This window comes from Kribbella sp. NBC_01484, from assembly GCF_036227145.1.
Lineage (GTDB): Bacteria > Actinomycetota > Actinomycetes > Propionibacteriales > Kribbellaceae > Kribbella.
The window spans coordinates 4,306,416-4,319,338 of sequence record NZ_CP109437.1 but is presented as its reverse complement, the minus strand read 5'-3'; the positions used below and the strand labels follow the sequence as shown (position 1 = coordinate 4,319,338).

General features: G+C 67.8%; 13 protein-coding genes. 4 read left to right on the top strand and 9 right to left on the bottom strand.

From position 1 onward, the window contains the following. Window positions 1–99: 99 nt before the first annotated feature. Window positions 100–519 (bottom strand): cyclic nucleotide-binding domain-containing protein, encoded by a 420-nt coding sequence (locus OG555_RS21180; protein ID WP_329484657.1) that lies wholly within the window; start codon window positions 517–519, stop codon window positions 100–102. Between the two features lie 93 nt (window positions 520–612). Further along, on the bottom strand, window positions 613–1,566 hold the full coding sequence (galE, locus tag OG555_RS21175) for a UDP-glucose 4-epimerase GalE (RefSeq protein ID WP_329484655.1): 954 nt from the start codon (window positions 1,564–1,566) through the stop codon (window positions 613–615). Window positions 1,567–1,632: 66 nt separating this feature from the next. Between galE and OG555_RS21170 the strand changes: the two genes are divergently transcribed. Together OG555_RS21170 and OG555_RS21165 are read left to right on the top strand one after the other, a co-directional pair. Beyond that, complete coding sequence (locus OG555_RS21170; RefSeq protein ID WP_329484654.1) at window positions 1,633–2,370, top strand: phosphocholine cytidylyltransferase family protein; 738 nt, start codon at window positions 1,633–1,635, stop codon at window positions 2,368–2,370. After that, window positions 2,358–3,443 (top strand): iron-containing alcohol dehydrogenase family protein, encoded by a 1,086-nt coding sequence (locus OG555_RS21165; RefSeq protein ID WP_329484653.1) that lies wholly within the window; start codon window positions 2,358–2,360, stop codon window positions 3,441–3,443. The genes OG555_RS21170 and OG555_RS21165 overlap by 13 nt, the downstream gene beginning before the upstream one ends. Before the next feature lie 50 nt (window positions 3,444–3,493). On the opposite strand, the gene OG555_RS21160 is transcribed toward OG555_RS21165, so the two are convergent. From OG555_RS21160 to OG555_RS21140, 5 genes are all read right to left on the bottom strand, one after another. Next, window positions 3,494–4,126 (bottom strand): class I SAM-dependent methyltransferase, encoded by a 633-nt coding sequence (locus OG555_RS21160; RefSeq protein ID WP_329484652.1) that lies wholly within the window; start codon window positions 4,124–4,126, stop codon window positions 3,494–3,496. 3 nt (window positions 4,127–4,129) lie between these two features. Next, window positions 4,130–6,136 (bottom strand): spermidine synthase, encoded by a 2,007-nt coding sequence (locus OG555_RS21155; protein ID WP_329484651.1) that lies wholly within the window; start codon window positions 6,134–6,136, stop codon window positions 4,130–4,132. Between the two features lie 157 nt (window positions 6,137–6,293). After that, window positions 6,294–6,962 (bottom strand): trypsin-like peptidase domain-containing protein, encoded by a 669-nt coding sequence (locus OG555_RS21150; RefSeq protein ID WP_329484650.1) that lies wholly within the window; start codon window positions 6,960–6,962, stop codon window positions 6,294–6,296. Next, window positions 6,959–8,041: an IS110 family transposase gene (locus OG555_RS21145; protein WP_329476941.1), complete on the bottom strand. Its 1,083-nt coding sequence runs from the start codon at window positions 8,039–8,041 to the stop codon at window positions 6,959–6,961. Before OG555_RS21145 ends, OG555_RS21150 begins: the two co-directional genes overlap by 4 nt. Window positions 8,042–8,222: 181 nt before the next feature. Continuing rightward, window positions 8,223–8,480, bottom strand: coding sequence for a hypothetical protein (locus OG555_RS21140; protein ID WP_329484649.1), 258 nt, complete (start codon window positions 8,478–8,480; stop codon window positions 8,223–8,225). A 279-nt stretch (window positions 8,481–8,759) separates the two neighbouring features. On the opposite strand from OG555_RS21140, the gene OG555_RS21135 reads away from it, so the two are divergent. Then, complete coding sequence (locus OG555_RS21135; protein ID WP_329484648.1) at window positions 8,760–10,241, top strand: LCP family protein; 1,482 nt, start codon at window positions 8,760–8,762, stop codon at window positions 10,239–10,241. Between the two features lie 6 nt (window positions 10,242–10,247). Next, window positions 10,248–11,249, top strand: a complete 1,002-nt coding sequence (locus OG555_RS21130; RefSeq protein ID WP_442914512.1) for a glycosyltransferase family 2 protein — start codon at window positions 10,248–10,250, stop codon at window positions 11,247–11,249. Window positions 11,250–11,259: 10 nt separating this feature from the next. Here the strand turns inward: OG555_RS21130 and OG555_RS21125 are convergent, their stop codons facing one another. Together OG555_RS21125 and OG555_RS21120 are read right to left on the bottom strand one after the other, a co-directional pair. Continuing rightward, on the bottom strand, window positions 11,260–12,015 hold the full coding sequence (locus OG555_RS21125; RefSeq protein WP_329484647.1) for an ABC transporter ATP-binding protein: 756 nt from the start codon (window positions 12,013–12,015) through the stop codon (window positions 11,260–11,262). Continuing rightward, window positions 12,002–12,886, bottom strand: a complete 885-nt coding sequence (locus OG555_RS21120) for an ABC transporter permease (protein ID WP_329484646.1) — start codon at window positions 12,884–12,886, stop codon at window positions 12,002–12,004. The genes OG555_RS21125 and OG555_RS21120 overlap by 14 nt, the downstream gene beginning before the upstream one ends. Between the last annotated feature and the right edge of the window lie 37 nt (window positions 12,887–12,923).

Here is a 12,923-nt window from a genome sequence, read left to right as displayed (position 1 = left end):
GACGAGGGAAGGCCGGGAGCCAGAGCCCCAGGACCCGCCGCGCCGGAGGCGTGGCATCAACACGGTCATCGCCGTTCCCGCGCGCTCGAACCTATCGGCTCAGTTGTCGGACTCGAGGCGGCGGATGCGGGCCGTCAGGGCCTTGAGCAGGGCCTGGGCGACGTCCGGGTTCTCCCGCACGACCGGCTCGAACGCCAGCGCGGACAGCGCGAACGTGCCCAGCCCGTCCGGCCCGGCGACCACGGTCGCGGACCGCGGCAGGCCGTCGATCAGCGAGATCTCACCGAAGTAGTCCCCGACCTTGAGCGGCTCGCGGACGACACCGTTGACCTCGACGTCGGCCGAACCCTCGAGCACCACCTGCAGGCCGGTGTCGTCGGCCCCCTGCTCGATCACGTGCTGGCCGGCCGGGACGGTCAGCCGGGTGCCACGCTCGATCAGGTCGGACAGCGTGTCCTCGGACAGCCCCTCGAAGAGATCGATCTTCCCCAGGAAATGCGGCAGGCTCTCGTAACTCATGGATCGCACCCCTCGATCGGTGCCCGCACCGGGCAGCTCAGTGAACTGCGCCACAGGCTACAACCGGCGGGCACCGCTCACCACGATCAGAGGTCAGCTCTTCGGCCAGGCTTCCCAGGCGGTGGCGAACATTTCGTCGACGGTGTAGGTGTTCTTCCAGCCCAGGTCGCGGGCGGCCAGTGTGCCGTCGGCGACGACGCGGGACGGGTCGCCGGGGCGGCGAGGGCCTTCGGCCGGGGTGAAGTCGATGCCGGTGACGCGGCGGGCGGCGTCCATGATCTGGCGGACCGACGTGCCGGTGCCGCTGCCCAGGTTGTAGACGGGCTCCAGGCTCGTCCCGGCGTCCAGCGCGCCGGCGGCGGCGACGTGCGCACGGGCTAGGTCGGCGACGTGGACGTAGTCCTTGACCGACGTGCCGTCCGGCGTCGGGTGGTCGTTGCCGTAGATCTGCGGCACCTTCCCCTGGGCCAGGAGGCCGCAGACGATCGGGAACAGGTTGTACGGGCTGGCGTCGTACACCTTCATGTCACCGGACCCGACCACGTTGAAGTAGCGCAGCGACGTGTGGTGCAGCTCGGTCGCGGCGGCCTGGTCCCGGAGCAACCACTCCCCGACCAGCTTCGACTCGCCGTACGGGCTCTGCGGGTCCGGCGGCGTCTGCTCGGTCACCAGCTCGTCCTTCGGCGTGCCGTAGACGCCGGCGCTCGACGAGAACACGAGGTTGCGGATCTCCTTGTCAGCCATCGCCTCCAGCAGTGACACCATCGCGGTCACGTTCTGCGTGTAGGTGTGCAGCGGGCGGTCGACCGAGACCCCGGCGTACTTGAACCCGGCCAGGTGCACGACCCCGCTGACCCCGTCCAGCGCACCGCGGACCGCCGTACCGTCCAGCAGGTTGGCCTGGACGAACGGGACGCCGTCCGGCACGAACTCGGCCTTCCCGCTGGACAGGTCGTCGATCACGACCACGTCGATCCCGTCGGCCAGGAACGCCCGCACCACATGCGCCCCGATATACCCAGCACCACCAGTCACAAGCCATGTCATGGTCACGATCGTGCCATCACATCGCAAGCCAGGGCGCGCAGACGGGCCGAAGCCGTACCATGGGCCATGATCGGACTGGTCCTCGCCGCCGGGGCGGGTCGGCGGTTGCGCCCGTACACGGACATGTTGCCTAAGGCACTCGTTCCGATCGGTCCTGATACGACCGTTCTCGACCTCACGCTGGCCAACTATGCGGCGGTCGGCATCACCGACGTCGCGATCGTGGTCGGCTTCGCCGCGGCAGCGATCGAGGCCCGCGTCACGGACCTGCAGCAGCGGTACGGCGTCACCCTCGAGCTGATCCGGAACGACAAGGCCGAGGTGTGGAACAACGCATACTCGTTGTGGTGCGCGCGCGATCACCTCGGCTCCGGGGCGATGCTGGCGAACGGCGACACCGTGCATCCGGCCTCGGTCCAGCAGGCGTTGCTCGACGCCCGCGGCAACAACCGCCGGATCATCCTCGCCGTCGACACCGAGAAGTCCTTGGCGGAGGAGGAGATGAAGGTGATCTGCTCAGAGCACGCCGGCGTCGAGCGCATCACCAAGCTGATGGACCCGGCCACCGCCACCGGCGAGTACATCGGCGTCACCCTGATCGAGCCCGCCGCCGCGACCGACCTCGCCGCCGCCCTCTGCAAGACCTGGGAGCGCGACCCGCATCTCTACTACGAGGACGCCTACCAACTCCTCGTCGACCAGGGCCTCAGGATCGACGTCGCTCCGATCGGCACCGTCGACTGGGTCGAGATCGACAACCACGCCGACCTGACCCGGGCGCGGGAGATCGTATGCCGCTCTTAGCCCGGATGATCCCGGCACCGCTCGTTGTGGACGTGCGGCGGGGAGCGCTGTGCGAGCTGGCGAAGATCCTGGCCGACCAGCGGATCTCGCCCTCCGGCCGGGTGGCGATCGCGGTCGGGCCGACCCATGGTCCGGTCATCCGGGAGACCTTCCAGCCCGGGCTCGCGGGCGCGGACTGGTTCACCGTGGACGGCTGCACGATCAACGCCGCGATCAGGCTGGTCGAGCAGATCCGCCCGCAGCAGTACGACGCGATCGTCGGGATCGGCGGTGGCACGGTGCTGGACGTGACCAAGTTCGCCGCGGCCCGGCTCGGGTTGCCGATGGTCGCGGTGGCCACGAACCTCGCACACGACGGCATCGCCTCACCGATCAGCACGCTGGACAACGACGCCGGTCGCGGCTCGTACAGCGTGCCTGCGCCGATCGCGGTGCTGGTGGACCTCGACCTGATCGGCCAAGCACCACCTCGATCGGTCCGCAGCGGCATCGGCGACATCGTCTCGAACCTGTCCGCGACCGCTGACTGGGAGGCCGCACACCGGCTGCGCGGGGAGGCGATCGACGGTTTCGCGGTCTCGCTGGCCCGGACCGCCGCACAAGCGGTGATGGATCATCGCGGCGGGGTCGGTGACGACGCGTTCCTCACCACTCTGGCCGAGGGCCTGGTGCTGTCCGGGATGGCGATGGTGGTGGCGGGCAACTCACGGCCGGCCTCCGGGGCCTGCCACGAGATCTCCCACGCCATCGATCTGCACTATCCGGGCCGACGGGCCTTCCACGGTGAGCAAGTCGGACTGGGGGCAGCTTTCGCGTGGTTCCTGCGCGGCGACGCGGACCACTTCAACGCGACCGTCGACTGCCTGCATCGCCATGGGTTGCCGGTACGACCCGCAGACCTCGGGTTCAGCCTGGACGAGTTCGCCGAGATCGTCTGCTACGCGCCGCTGACCCGCCCCGGCCGCTTCACCGTCCTCGAGGAGTCGGTCCTCACCCCCGAACGGACCGCGGCCAAGGTCGCCGAGTTCGACGAACACGTCTGCGCCCGGACCCGGGAGATCGTCCGGGGCTGACCGGTCCGGACCTTTCGACGGAGATCGACAGGCAGGCCGAGTCGAACGCTCTAGGAGATGGTCGCCAACCAGAAGTAGATGAGTTCGGCCCAGCTGACCTCACCCGGCGCCACGTCCGCGGCGAACTGCTCGGCGCTCGGGAAGTTCTTCAGTACCTCGAAGGTGCGTCCGTCGGACAGCCGCCGCGTCTGGTAAGTGTCGCCGTCCGGCATGGTCCGCGTGATCGGATGGTTGCTGCCTTCCACATACCGGTTGTCGGCGAAGATCACCACGCCACCGGGCTCGACGCGATCGATCAACGCTCGCGCGAACCGCCGTACGTCGGCCCGCGGCACATGTGACCAGAAGAACCCGGCGAAGATCGCGTCGAACCGGCCCGGTACGGCACCGAGGTCGTAGGCATCCGCCACGTGGAAGCGCACCTCGCCCGGCCCGTACGAACGGGTCCGGGCGACGGCGAGCGTCTCGTCGTTCACATCCGTCGCCAGCACCGACTGGGCCGAGGCCGACAGAGCCGTCGTCCAGTAGCCCGTGCCGGCGGCGATCTCCAGGACCGACCTGCCGGCCACCAACGGTGGTAGGAGGGCGCGCAGGCGAGCCAGGTCCTCCTGCCGTTCCGGCTTGTCGTAGACCGCGTCGTACTCGGTGGCGCGGTCCCGGTAGTAGTCGGCCAGGTCGCTCATCGGTCAGCTCCTCACCACCGCACGGACCTTCGGGGTCAGGAGGAAGGCGCCGGCGTAGAGCAGGGCGGCGACGATCAGGAGGCCGTCGAAGCCGATGATCAGCGCGGCGTACTCGAGGCAGCCGCCGAGCATGGCGCCGAGGAGGTTCGCACCGAACGACGCGGTGCCGTCGGCGGTGTCGGTGAAGCGCTTGGCGAAGATGACGTTCGCGGCGAAGATCGGCAGGAACGCGATCAGTACGGCGACCAACGCCCGCAGGCCGACCGGCATCCCCAGCAACCAGCCGTCCGGGAACACCCAGGCCAACGCGAGCCCACCGAACAGGACGCCGTACATGATCTTCACCGGTGGCGTCTTGAACCGTCTCGTCACTTCGACGGCGGCCAGCACGGCGACCAGCACCCCGGCGAACACGATCGCGTTCACCACCCACGTCGTACCGAAGAGCAAGGCGAACCCGGTGATGCTCTTCGTCTCCAGCAGCATGAAGCCGGCGCCGAGCAGGAACAGGTCGGCGTACGGGCGCATCCGCCGGTACGACGATCCCCCGCCGGCGATCCCGACTCCGATCAGACCGGCGACCAGGATCAGCCCGAGCGTGACCAGGTAGAGCGACGGGATCCGGTCCGTCAACAGATAGAGGAACGGCCGGTTGTCTGTCGCGGGCGGCGGCGTGATCGACGTCGGACCGGCCCACTCACCCTGGCAGGTCTGGTCGGCGGAGGTGAGCCCGACCGTCACCACGGCCTGCTGCAGTTCGTCGCCGACCTTGTCCACACACGGCTTGTGCCCGAACGCCTTCTGTGCGGTCGATGCGAGCCGATCGATCAGCCAGGTCTCGCGGTAGAAGTTGTACATCGCGAACGCGCCACCCGGATTGAGGTGGTCACGGGCGGACTTGAACGCCTGCTCGGTGAACAGGTAGCTCTCCAGTCGCAGCGAGCTCGCGCCGTTCACCAGCGTCAGCGAGTCCGGCAGTGCCAGCAGGATCAGGTCGTACTTCTTGTCCGTCCGGGACAGGAACGCCCGCCCGTCGTCGATGTGCGACGTCACCCGCGGGTCCTGGTACGGCCGGTCCGGGTGCAGCGCCTTCCCGATGTCGCGGATCCGCGGGTCGATCTCGACCGCGTCCACATGCGTCGCGCCCTTCTTCAGCGCGATCGCCACGTCCGACCCGGAACCGGCACCGATGATCAGCACATTCTTCGGCGTCTTGCCGACGTTGGCCCGCTCGTACGGCAGTCCGTACTGCGACTCCCACTGCAGCCGCGCGTCGGCCGGGATCGCCTGCTGGTGCGGTACGCCGTTCACCGTGATCGTCACCAGTGGCACACCCTCATAGCTGGTCTGCTTCGTCTGCACCTTGTAGTACGGCGACCAGCTGTTCTCCGGCCGGGTCGACTCGTGGAAGAGCACGCCGACCATCACCAGCAGCGGCGCGAGCACCATCGCGGCGCTCAGCCCGAGAGCGACGACACTACGACCGGTCGCGGCGACCCCGGATCGTTGCCGCGGGATCATCAGCGCGCCGAACATCACCGTGACGATCAGACCCCACCAGATCGGCGGCGCCCCCAGGAACGACAGCCCGGTGAAACTCGCGATCCCGACCAGGCTCCCGATCAGGTCGTACCGGTACGCCGTCAGTCGCGGCAACTCGGCGAAACACCGGCCGACCAGCTCGGCCGGACCGGCCAGCACCACCGCGGCGGCGACGAAGATGATCGGCAGGATCACCCAGGTCGGCGGGCCGGTGGTGTTCAGGCTGGTGAAGTAGATGACGCTGGACGAGGTGCCGCGGTTGACCGTGACCGGCTTCCAGGCGATCACCAGGACCAGCAGCCCGAGCATGATCGGTGAGTAGTAGGGCAGCCGTTTCGCCCGCCCGGATCGGAGGATGCCGATCCCGATGCCGAGGAACGAGCCGAGCAGCACGAAGTTCGAGAAGTAGCTCAGATGGACCACGTTCGAGCCGGTCCAGCGGATCAGCGCGAGCTCGACGAAGAGCATCAGCGCACTGGACGCGACGAGTCTGGTCCGAACCCCGAGGGGGCTCGGCCACTTCGACGTTGTGACCTGATCCGTAGAGGAGTCGACTGCCATGCGGGGCGACGTTACCGGATATCGAAGTGGTGTGCGTCACCCCGCACTCGGCAGTGACAGAGGGTCAGTGGCGGGCGGCGGGCTTCGGTAGCTCGCAGCCGGCCTTGTTCAGGTCGATGGTGCGGGTCGCGGTCAGGCAGGTGTAGAGCCACCAGGTCTGCTGGCCGTACGCCGCGCCCTGCTCGACCGTGACGTTGCCGTCGGTGTCGACCTCGCACGGGTTGTTCACCGTGCAGCGCTCGCCGTCCTCGTTACCGGTGTTGTTGATGCCGATCACCTCACCGGTGGACGTGCTGACGACCGGTGATCCCGACGTACCGCCGATCGTCTCGCAACCGGGCTGCTCGTACTTGATCGAGTTCTGCCAGGTCCAGTCGCCCTCGCGCAGTTGCGGGATGGTCGCCTGCACCGAGCAGGTGTAGATCCGCTTCCAGTAGCCGGAAACGACCGCCATCCCGGCGCCGTTCGCCGGGCCCTGCTTGGCCAGCGTGAGCGGCGAGACCTTGAGGCGGCTCTTGATCGAGGCGTAGGTCTCGTTCACCTCGTAGACGATCATGTCGGTCTTCGTCATCGTGCCGAACAGGATCCGCGCGGCACGGACAGTGCCGGCCCGGCTGGAGTCCGGCCGGAGCAGCGTGATCGAGCGGGTCGACGCACGGTTCACCAGCACCTGGCCGGGCTGCAGGAACCCGCCCTCGTAGCAGTGCCCGTTGGATGCTCCTATAGATGTCAAGCGGTGGCCGGTTGCTGGTTTGGTGTGGGCTGTGTTTGGCGGAGGGTGTAGTAGATCTCGCGGGCGATGAGTCGTTTGAGGCAGCGGATGGTGTCTTTCTTGGAGAGGCCGTCGGCGGTGCGTTTCGCGAGGTAGGTGTGGGTGCGGGGGTCCCAGCGGAGTCGGTTGATGACGATCATGTAGAGGGCTTTGTTGGCTTGGCGGTCGCCGCCGCGGTTGAGGCGGTGGCGCTGTGTTTGACCTGAGGACGCGGGGATGGGTGCGGCGCCGCAGAGCATCGCGAAGGCGCCTTCGGAGTGGATCCGTTCGGGGTTGTGGCCGGCGGTGACCAGGAGTTGGCCGGCGGTGTCGGGGCCGACTCCGGTGAGCTGGAGAAGGGCGGGGTTGATCGTTTCGATCAGGGTGGTGATGAGTGTGTCGAGTTCGGCGATCTCTTCTTGGGCGGTTGTGTAGCGGCGTGCCAGTGAACGCAGCGCCGTTTTGACGGCTTGTTCCGGGGTGCCGATCTGGGTGGAATCGGGCCTTAGGTTGTGGCAGGTGTGGATCAGGCGGGCGGTGGTGAGACCGCGCAGCTGGTCGCGCAGGGCGTGGGGTGCGGTCACGATCAAGGCTTTGATCTGGCGCATGCAGCCGGCACGTTGGTCGACGGCGCTGGTGCGGGCGACTCGCAGGTTCCGCAGCGCCTCGACCTGGCTGTCGCGGGATTTGGGGGTTCCGGTGCGTACTTTGCCCAGGGCGGCGCGGGCGGCGGCCTCGGCGTCGATCGGGTCGGATTTGCCGGCCCGGCGGCGGGTCTTGCGGTTCGGCCGATCGATCTCGACGACCGTGATGCCTTGTTCGCTCAGGTAGGTCGTGAGGCCGGCCCCGTAGGCGCCCGTGCCCTCCACTCCGGCCAGGACCAGCAGTCCGAACGACTGCAGCCAGGCCAGCAGCGCGGCATAGCCGGCCCGGGTGGTGGGAAACGTGGCATGGCCGAGCATCCGGCCGGTCTGATCGACCGCGGCCGCGGTGTGAGTATCCCGGTGGGTGTCGACACCACCGGTGATCTCGAGCTGAGGTTGGGCGCCTGCTCGTGGCATCGTGGTACTGCCGTCCTTCCACTGGCTAGGGATGAGGGCGGCACGCACCAGCCGAGGCGAGCGGACAAGACAGTGATGGGTGCCTGCTGGCACAGGCTCCTATGAAGTCACAGACCCTCGTCCGGTGAGTGCACGTGACCCCCGCAGCGGTCGACCGACATATCCAATTCAAGACCCGAAGTCAGTGAGTGGTCGAGTCAGGACGACCACTGCAGGGGACCACACCCATCATCCTCACTGTGAGTACGAGCGCCTTGTCGGTGCTGGCGGATTCGGCGTACCGGACCAACGAGGCGGAGCAGTTGCTGAGCGCGGCGATCCCGGTGAAGTCGGCACCGGGCGCCTGCACCGCAGGTTCGAATGCCTGCGCAGTACTGGTGCCGAGAAGGGTGACGGTGACGGCCGCGGTGGCAGCCAGAAGCGTACGGAACAGTTTCATGGGCGGTTTCCTGTCCTCACTGAAGGTGCGTGCAGCACTTCGTAACGCATCCACCCATCGACCACCATCACAACTGCGTGAAACCGATCGGCGACAGGGTGTGTGCACGGGTTTTCCTGCGCTGAGTGAAAGGGCTGCTACTCTTCGTCTCCGGATCCGCCTCGGCTCGAACCTTCACCGCCCCCGGCACGTCGTACCGGGCGAGGGTGGGAACCACAAGGTACGGTCGACTGCAGTATTGGCCGCCGTGCTGCGTGAATCTGCGAACGGAAGGACGTCATGCCGCAGGAGAAGCCTGACCTGCGCAATCTCGGCGAGCCGGTGCGGTTCAAGCGGGCGTTGACGCTGGTGCTGATGACACTGGTGCTGCCGGGATCGGCGCAGATCGCGGCCGGCAGCAAGCGGGCCGGCCGCTGGGCCTGGCGGGTGGTCGCCGGGCTGATCGCGATCGTCGTGTTCCTGGTGCTGCTGGGGCTGGTCTGGCGGTCCGGCACGATCAACCTGATGGCTCGGCCGGGCACGCTGCGGATCGTCCAGGTGCTGCTGATCCTGCTCGCGATCGGGTGGGCCGGGCTGTTCATCGACGCCTACCGGCTCGGCCGTCCGCTGAGTCTGGAGCGCAACCACCGGCTCGTCACCAGCATCCTCGACGGCGTCCTCATCCTGGCCGTGGTCAGTGCGCTGATCTACGGCAGCACGATCGTGAACGCGCAGCGCGACTTCGTCGCGAGCGTGTTCGGCAACGGGCAGAAGTCGAAGGCCGAGAAGGGCCGCTACAACGTGCTGCTGCTCGGCGGCGACTCCGGCGCGGACCGGATCGGCACCCGGCCGGACAGCATCACGCTGGCCAGCATCAACGCGGACACCGGCCGGACCGTCCTCATCGGCCTGCCGCGGAACCTGTCGAAGGTTCCGTTCCCGGCCGGTACGGCGATGGCCAAGCAGTTCCCGGACGGCTTCCATTGGAAGAACTGTGGCGCCGAGTGCCTGATCAACGCCGTCTACACCTACGCCTCCAACCACAAAGACCTCTTCCCCGGCGACCCGCACCCCGGCGTGACCGCGACCAAGCAGGCGGTCGAGGCGGTGACCGGGATGAAGGTCAACTACTACGTGCTGATCGACCTGGCCGGGTTCCGTGACCTGCTCAACGCGGTCGGCGGCATCACCCTGGACATCGGCAAGCGGGTCCCGATCGGCGGCGGCAGCTCACCGATCAAGGGCTACATCGAAGCCGGCCAGAACCAGCACCTGGACGGTTACCACGCGCTCTGGTTCGCCCGGTCCCGGGCCGAGTCGTCGGACTACGAGCGGATGACCCGGCAGAAGTGCGTGATGTCGGCCATGCTGAACCAGCTGTCTCCACAGACCGTGCTGACCAAGTTCCAGGGCATCGCGTCGGCCAGCAAAGAAGTGGTCCAGACCGACATCCCGGCCGGTGAGCTGGGCACTTTCACCGACCTCGCGCTGGACGCGAAGAAGCTGCCGGTGTCAAGCTTCTCCGCGGTCCCACCCTTGATCCACACCGGTGATCCCGACTTCGCACTGATCCGCACCAAGGTCGCGGAGGCCGTCGCGAAGTCGGAAGCGCTGGACAAGGCGGGCTCGGGGGGAGACGGTAAGACTTCGAACACTCCCCGTAGTACGACGAGCAAGCCGACCACCAGTACGACGAAGAAGCCGAGCACGCCGAAACCCGGCAGCTCACCGACCACACCCGCCACCGGCGTCGACGACGTCGCTTCGATCTGTAAGGCCTGACCTGATATGCCGCTGTCCCACTGGCCGCCCGTGTCCGTCGTGATGCCCGTGCTGAACGAGGAACGTCACCTCGAGGAGGCGGTCGGCCGCGTTCTCGACCAGGACTATCCGGGTGAGCTCGAGGTCGTGCTCGCCATCGGCCCGAGCAAGGACCGGACCCAGGAGATCGCGGACAAGCTGGCCGACCGCGACCCGCGGATCAGCATCGTGCCGAACCCGACCGGCAAGACCCCGGCCGCGCTGAACGTCGGTATCGCGCACGCCAAGCACGACATCCTGGTCCGGGTCGACGGGCACGGCGCCCTCACCGACGGCTACATCACCCGCGCGGTCGAGGTCCTCGACGAGAGCGGAGCCGACAACGTCGGCGGCGTGATGGCGGCCGAAGGCCGGACACCGACCGAGATGGCTGTGGCGTGTGCGTACCGGTCCCGGCTGGGTCTGGGTGCGTCGACGTTCCACCAGGGCGGCAAGGCCGGGCCGGCCGACACCGTTTATCTGGGCGTCTTCCGGCGGGCCGCGCTCGAGCGGGTCGGCGGCTTCGACGAGACCATGCACCGGGCCCAGGACTGGGAGCTGAACTACCGGATCCGCAAGACCGGTGGCCTGATCTGGTTCAGCCCGGACCTGTCCGTCACCTACCGGCCGCGGTCATCGCTGTCCGCGGTGGCGAAGCAGTTCTTCCACACCGGCCAGTGGCGCCGCGAGGTGATCCGCCGGCACCCCGAGACCGCGAACAAGCGCTACCTGGCGCCGCCGATCGCGGTGATCCTGCTGGCCATCGGCACGATCCTCGGCATCATCGGCCTGATCAGCGGCGTCAGCTGGCTCGACCTGGGCTTCCTGGCCCCGCTCGGCTACGCCGTGCTGCTCGTGGCCGGTTCCGCGGTCGAGGGCCGCTACCTGCCCTGGCGGGCCCAGCTCTGGATGCCGCTGGTCTGCGCGACCATGCACGTCTCCTGGGGCCTGGGCTTCCTGCTGGGCCTCCGCGAGCGGCCGCGGGCCTAGGGCGTGTCCCCTAGCTCCTGGTCTCCTTGATGTAGGCGTCGACCACTTCGTCCACGGGACCGTCGAGACGCAGTACGCCGGCGTCCAGCCACAGGGCGCGATTACACGTGTCGCGGACGACGTCCAGGCTGTGGCTGACCAGGAAGACCGTACCGGCCTGGTCGCGCAGCTCACGGATCTTGCGCTCGGACCGGATCCGGAACTCGGCGTCCCCGGTCGCCAGCGCCTCGTCCACGAGCAGGATGTCGTGCGTCTTCGCCGATGCGATCGCGAACTTCAGCCGCGCCGCCATCCCGGACGAGTACGTCGACATCGGCAGGTCGATGAAGTCGCCGATCCCGGAGAACTCGACGATCTCGTCGTACCGGCGCTGGATCTCGGCCGGTGACATGCCCATCGCCAGACAGCCGAGGACGACGTTCCGGTCGCCGGTGAGGTCGTTCATCATCGCCGCGTTGACGCCGAGCAACGACGGCCGGCCGCCGGTGTAGATCACGCCGTCCGCGGGCGGCAGCAGGCCGGCGACCGCGCGCAGCAGCGTCGACTTGCCGGAACCGTTGCGGCCGATCACGCCGATAGCGTCGCCCTTGTAGGCGGTGAAGCTGACGTTCTTGACCGCGTGCACCTCGCGGATCGTCGGCCGGTCCTGCCGCTTCAGGATCCGCCGGAACGCGGTCGCCGCCGTACCCTTGCCGCCCTGGCCGGAGATCACCTTGTAGACGATGTCGACCTGGTCGGCGATGACGGTCGGCTCAGCCTCGCCCATATCGGTCCTCCGCCCGCCAGAAGTAGACGAACCCGAAGGCCAGCATCACGAACGACCAGACGATCGCGATCGACCACGCGTGCGGCAGTTCGTTCTGCTTGTGCTCCTCCAGCAGGGATCGCCGGACGATGTCGATGTAGGCCGAGATCGGGTTGAACGCGAGCACCTGGACGACCCAGCCCGGCGCGTTCGCCTGCTCGAGCTTGGCGGGCAGCGAGAAGAAGATGCCGGAGGCATACAGCCAGGTGCGGGTGATGAACGGCAACAACTGGCTGACATCGGCCACGAACGTGCCGACCCGCGCGAAGACCAGTGTGATCCCGATGTTGAACATGACCTGCAGCAGCAGGGCCGGTACGACGAGCAGCCAGTGCCAGGCGAATCCGTCGGTGAAGCCGACGATCACGAGCAGGATGCCCAGTGAGACGAGCATCTGGTTCAGCTCGTTCAGCACGTAGGCCAGCGGGAGCGTCGCCCGCGGGAAGTGCAGCGTGCGGATCAGCGACAGATTCAGCGCCAGCGACCGCGAGCCTTCGGTCATGCAGCGCTGGGTGAACGTGAAGACGAAGATCCCGGTCAGCAGGAACGCGACGTAGTTGTCGATCCCGTTCTTGGTGCCGAGCAGCACACCGAACGCGAGGTAGTAGACCGCAGCGTTGAGCAGCGGTGTCAGCACCTGCCAGAGCGAGCCGAGGCGGGCTCCGGCGTACATGGCGTAGGTGCGTGCGGTGGCATAGCTGAGGACGAACTGGCGACGGCTCCACAGCTCGCGCAAGTACGAGCCGAGAGGAGGGCGGATCGAGCTCTTGGAGAGTCCGTGGCGTTCGGCCAGTGCCGCCGCCGGGTCGGTCACCCAGGTCGGCCCGGTCATGGGGCCTCCAACACTGCGGCGGTCGGCATTGCGCCAA

Coding starts and splice junctions, on each gene's coding strand:
- OG555_RS21180 (WP_329484657.1), bottom strand. CDS start 519: ATGAGTTACGAGAGCCTGCCGCATTTCCTGGGGAAGATCGATCTCTTC.
- galE (WP_329484655.1), bottom strand. CDS start 1,566: ATGACATGGCTTGTGACTGGTGGTGCTGGGTATATCGGGGCGCATGTG.
- OG555_RS21170 (WP_329484654.1), top strand. CDS start 1,633: ATGATCGGACTGGTCCTCGCCGCCGGGGCGGGTCGGCGGTTGCGCCCG.
- OG555_RS21165 (WP_329484653.1), top strand. CDS start 2,358: ATGCCGCTCTTAGCCCGGATGATCCCGGCACCGCTCGTTGTGGACGTG.
- OG555_RS21160 (WP_329484652.1), bottom strand. CDS start 4,126: ATGAGCGACCTGGCCGACTACTACCGGGACCGCGCCACCGAGTACGAC.
- OG555_RS21155 (WP_329484651.1), bottom strand. CDS start 6,136: ATGCTCTTCGTCGAGCTCGCGCTGATCCGCTGGACCGGCTCGAACGTG.
- OG555_RS21145 (WP_329476941.1), bottom strand. CDS start 8,041: ATGCCACGAGCAGGCGCCCAACCTCAGCTCGAGATCACCGGTGGTGTC.
- OG555_RS21140 (WP_329484649.1), bottom strand. CDS start 8,480: ATGAAACTGTTCCGTACGCTTCTGGCTGCCACCGCGGCCGTCACCGTC.
- OG555_RS21135 (WP_329484648.1), top strand. CDS start 8,760: ATGCCGCAGGAGAAGCCTGACCTGCGCAATCTCGGCGAGCCGGTGCGG.
- OG555_RS21130 (WP_442914512.1), top strand. CDS start 10,248: ATGCCGCTGTCCCACTGGCCGCCCGTGTCCGTCGTGATGCCCGTGCTG.
- OG555_RS21125 (WP_329484647.1), bottom strand. CDS start 12,015: ATGGGCGAGGCTGAGCCGACCGTCATCGCCGACCAGGTCGACATCGTC.
- OG555_RS21120 (WP_329484646.1), bottom strand. CDS start 12,886: ATGACCGGGCCGACCTGGGTGACCGACCCGGCGGCGGCACTGGCCGAA.